This is a genomic window from Hymenobacter amundsenii (genome assembly GCF_002204745.1).
GTDB classification, from domain to species: Bacteria; Bacteroidota; Bacteroidia; order Cytophagales; family Hymenobacteraceae; genus Hymenobacter; species Hymenobacter amundsenii.
Map to the genome: position 1 here is coordinate 1 of NZ_NIRR01000078.1, position 4,671 is coordinate 4,671.

Annotated in this window: 3 protein-coding genes; 2 read left to right on the forward strand and 1 reads right to left on the reverse strand. The window is 50.7% G+C overall.

What is annotated here, in order from left to right; genetic code table 11:
• Positions 1 to 1,660 (forward strand): MobV family relaxase (gene mobV / locus CDA63_RS19815; protein WP_126546983.1); only part of this gene is annotated, 1,660 nt, incomplete at its 5' end.
• Positions 1,661 to 1,726: 66 nt separating this feature from the next.
• Here the strand turns inward: mobV and CDA63_RS19820 are convergent.
• Positions 1,727 to 1,966 carry a hypothetical protein gene (locus CDA63_RS19820; RefSeq protein WP_126546984.1) on the reverse strand — a complete coding sequence of 80 codons (240 nt, stop codon included), beginning with the start codon at positions 1,964 to 1,966 and terminating at the stop codon, positions 1,727 to 1,729.
• A gap of 605 nt (positions 1,967 to 2,571) precedes the next feature.
• Between CDA63_RS19820 and CDA63_RS19825 the strand changes: the two genes are divergently transcribed.
• Positions 2,572 to 3,171, forward strand: a complete 600-nt coding sequence (locus CDA63_RS19825; RefSeq protein WP_088466190.1) for a replication/maintenance protein RepL — start codon at positions 2,572 to 2,574, stop codon at positions 3,169 to 3,171.
• Positions 3,172 to 4,671 lie beyond the last annotated feature (1,500 nt).

Sequence of the window (4,671 nt, forward strand, 5' to 3'; positions counted from 1 at the left end):
CCAGGCCGACAAAGCCACTGGCCACAATTACCGGACAGACCGGGTGCTTAATGCCGATGAGCAAGCTCCTCACCCTAACGTCGAGTTCATCAACACGGCCGGCCGGGGCTACTGGGAGCTAGCTGAGGAGAGGATTGCCGAGGTCGTTACCCGGAAGGTGCGCGACGACCAGGTGCGTTGTATGGAGGTTATTCTAACAGCTAGCCCCGAGTTCTTTGAGCGGGACGAGAATGGACGGGCCGTGAACATGGCTGACAGCCAGTGGGCAAAAGACCAAGTGGATTTTTTGAAGAAGACGTTCGGGGAAAAGAACGTGCTCAGCTGCACGTTGCATCAGGACGAGAAGAGCCCACACTTTCACGCCGTCATTGTGCCCATCACAGAGGACGGCCGGCTATCGGCCAAGGACTTATTTAACCCCAAAACGCTCACGAGCTACCAGAGCCAGTACGCCGAGTCGATGCAGGTTCACGGGCTGGAACGAGGCGTGGAGCACAGCCAGGCCAAGCACCAAGACATGAAACGCATGTACGCCCAGCAGGCCGAAAGTTCGGCCGAGGTGAGGGCACAGTTGGGGCCGGCCAGTGTATACCAGGACGTTGAAGTAAAACGGCCGAGTGTACGGGAAGCGTTGAACCTACCCGCCTGGGAGGCTAAAACTACAGCTCAGGTGAACGAACAGGCCCGCGCCCAGGTCGAGGCAGCTAATCAACGGGCCAAAAAGGCCACAGATTTGGCCCAGGAGAACGCCGCAGCAAAAGAACAGGTCCGAGTCCTCCAAAAGCAGTTGGAGACCGTGGAGGCCCTGAAGGAGAAGAATTATGAGGGTATGAAGCAGGCCCAGGGTGAGTTGAAACGGGCTGAGCAGGAAAAAATCAGGCTCGCTATAGATTTAGTCCAGGGCAAGGTGGCACCAGCCAGTTTACTCCAGATGGGGGCTGAACAGCGCGAAAAAGACCGTCTGGAGACCAAACGAGTATTCGAAGTACACTTGGTTAAGGGCGATTACTCCGACTTCCAAACCTATGTAGGAGGGATTAGGAAGCAAGGATTTAAGTTTAGAAACTCCACGCCAGACAATCCCAACCAAGTAGAACACCCCACTGGCTCAGCGTTCACCTATGCCGAGATACGTCCCAACGGCCGGAAGATGGGCGAGCAGCTTGAAGAACAACTTCAGGCCAGGCAAGAACGGGCGGAAAAGCTAGCTCTAGAGGCGAAACAGGCCGAAATCCGGAAAGTAGAGCAGGCCCGCCAGCAGGTGGCCACCAAAGAACTATCGCTCATGGACCGGGCTTTCAAAATCTATAGATGGAAAGTTAGCTCAGAGGCTCTGACAGCCTGTTTAATCGTGCCGGAGGATATAGCAGACAAGGTAGCGGAGTCATTGCGGATAGGAGGCCGGTCTTATGCTGCTTCCCTCGGGGTGCAGGGCGAACCATCGCGTGGGGATAGTATGAAGGTGGTTTACGTGAAGTATGAACCCGGCTTTGCTCACCAAATTGGGGGTCATTTCGATAAGGTTAGGCGAAGTGGTGGCCAGGTGTACGAACACGCCGGCAGCCAATCCAGGCGAGAACAGTTTGAAGTCAAACCTCAAGCTCAACCCATCAGGCAGCGTGAGCAGGGTCCGAGCAAAGGGTTTGAGATAGGGGGCTGATGCTGGCAGAGTAGGGGTTCTTATTCCAAAAGTGGCCTGCATCGGGGGCGGTGGGGAGCGAAAGAACTAGCTGCTCGTTGGGCCAGCGGCGATTAAGGCCAGCAGGCGCTGGCGCGTCTGTTCCCCGACGTGGATGCTGATGGCGTACAGATCCACTTCGCCGGCCACGTACTGGTCGTAGAGAGCTAACAGCTCCGCTTTGGCGTGCCGCTCTTCTTCCAGGGTGATGGCCATTGCGCGGTCCGCAATTTCTTGGCGCTGAATGGGGGTGCGTTCGGCGGGGCCGAAATTCAAAGGTGCTTGCACGAGGTTGCGATTAAATGAATGCGGCAGATGACAGCCAGCAAAGAATGAAACGGGGCACCATGTTTCTAGCTTGGTTCAGAAGCGTACCTGAAACACTGAAAGAAAAGAGGCCTCAAACCGGCAAAGTACCACGTTTAGCGAGTAGGGGCAGTGGGGAGCAAACCGCACTTATGCCAGGAGGCCGGGTATAAGTTGGATTATGTTAAGGGACGATTCGTAGGTAGTGGCCATTACGTTCTCTCTTCCCCACTGCCTGCTAAATACAATTTTTGTTGAGTAGCCTCTGCATCGTTGCTATGTTGGAAAGTAGTGAGGGTAGGTTGTTAGTCTTACCTCTCCGAAGAAGAAGAATAGCTGCCTTTACTCATTACCGTTCGAGGAGCCCAAAACCGACCGTTTTTACACCCTTTTAAGAGTCTAAGAAGCAAACTGCTCTAACTAACTGATATTCAGTAGGGGTCATTTACCACCTTGGTAAATAGGATTTACCAAGGTGGTACTTTTTGGTTTCCATTAGTTGATGTGGTTTGGTAACTAATTTTTACCATATCATACCATGATATGGTAAATTGATTGTACCTTGGTGGTAAATAAAATTTACCACTATGGCATACAAATCGGTAAAGCAGTACGAGACATTCAAGGAGAACCCTTTCGTAGAGAAGGCTATTGAGGACATCAAAATCATCCGAAAAACACAAGTGATGCGTTCCAAAAATCGGGACGAAATTCAGATGATTGTCAACTCTGACGGAGAGGTAGCCGGCCACACTGCTTTCATGAAATTCATCGAAGTAGATGAAGCCCAGTTCGCCAAAGTTTATCTAAGTCAGTTCACTGCTTTCTGGGAGTTATCTAAGTCAGCTATTCGAGTATTTGGCTTTATAATCAATATCTTAAAGCCAAAAAAGGATGAGTTCTTCTTAGAGATGAACAAATGCCTGGAGTACACCAAATACAAGCACCCAAAGGACGTTCTATCCGGTTTGTCAGCCCTTATTGAGTGTGGCATAATCGCTCGCAGTGATAGCCATTTTAAATACTTTATAAACCCTCTGGTGGTCTTCAATGGAGACAGGGTGTCTTTTGCGAAGACATATATCAAGAAGAAGCAGGTACCCAACAAGGCTCAACTGGACCTATTCGAAATGAAACAGATAGTTGGGGAAGGTGATAACACCCAACTATCTGTTACCATAGGCTAAGGTCACTACTCCTTTTTGGGGACACTATTAGTGATAAGAGTGGTGTCGGCCATATGTGCCCTAGCCCTTATGACGTCAGCTCGTGCTATGCTTTCAGCCATTTCACCTTGGGCCCTGGTTAGGTCCGGCATTACTTCTGCCCTTTTTGTGAGCACACCCAAATACCCATAGGCTACTGCTCCCAGAACAAGGATTAGAGTGATACAAATCCCACGGGCCTCGAGCGCGGGTAGTAAGGCTATGATTGATTTTATAAAGACTTCCATTTTACCTTCTCTTTAAGGTTATATAGACTGGACCTGCTCCTCTGTCACAAAAAAATTCCTCAACCATTCGCCCGCAAAGGCACACGTCGTTGGAAGGCTACCTATTCCTATCACTTTAGTCGTGCTCTGATTTCCCATTCGGAGGTTCAAGTCTACCATTGTGGACTAGGCTGGAATTGGCTAGCAAGCAGGCTGAAATCATGATTTTAAAAAAGGACACGAAATCGGGCTACTTACAAAACCGCATTTAAAGCTCATACAGGGCCTTTCCAGAATCTTAAAGCCAGATTTTTCAGGTGGGGAGGTTTATTGACTCTGTCAGATAGTCCAAATGTCAGATTCGTGACTGCCACCAGAAAGGACACCCTCTGAAGCATATGCCTAATCGCGGAGGTACCCGTTTTGCGCCACCTGATTAGATAGCATCATTACAGGCTCGTTGGGTAGGACGGCAGATGGATTGCCAGGCAACTAATAGGCAATCGAATGGCAATTATCTCGTGTAATAGAATCCTGGAGCAGTGGGTTAATTATAATTTTCCCACTCTATAGCTTTCGGTAAAGTCCTCTATCTTTACAGCGTCGTCTAAGCGGAAGTGGCACTGCTGAGGAGCACCCACCGAGGAATAAGGCGACCCCCGGGCTCAGGTAGCGTTGAAGGTTTACCCTCTGCTGACTCCCAAATCAAAACCGTGCAGCGTTGAAGGTTTACCCTCTGCTGCACGGTTTTTTGTGGGTTATTCAGCTAGCAGGTTTTCAGGCATAGGCCCCAAGCTCAGCCCAGGGGAGATGAACCGGGCGGGAGATTAGGCAGTGGGGAAAGGAAGAGGCAGTGGGTTATCCACCGGAGACTGAGCTTGGGGCCTATGCCTGAAAACCTATCTCCGAAGGAGAGGTATTTGGGGATGTGACAAAAGGGGTGTAGCTTGTGGTTGAGGTAGGGTTCTAGGGGGCTCATGCTGGATTGGTGCAATGGTATCACACACGATACCAATTTCAAATCGGCTACGCCTCTGGAAATTGGCCGTGCGGCCTGCTGGCAGCTTACTCCCTTACTTTTTCTTTCCCCACTGCCTAATCTCTCTACAATGCCATACAAAGCTATCATGCGCTGGGCCAAGGTTACCAGCCAGGCCCAGGCCGACAAAGCCACTGGCCACAATTACCGGACAGACCGGGTGCTTAATGCCGATGAGCAAGCTCCTCACCCTAACGTCGAGTTCATCAACACGGC

What these genes read in the sequence shown, in the direction of transcription:
- CDA63_RS19825 (WP_088466190.1), top strand. Translation starts at nt 2,572, where the DNA reads ATGGCATACAAATCGGTAAAGCAGTACGAGACATTCAAGGAGAACCCT.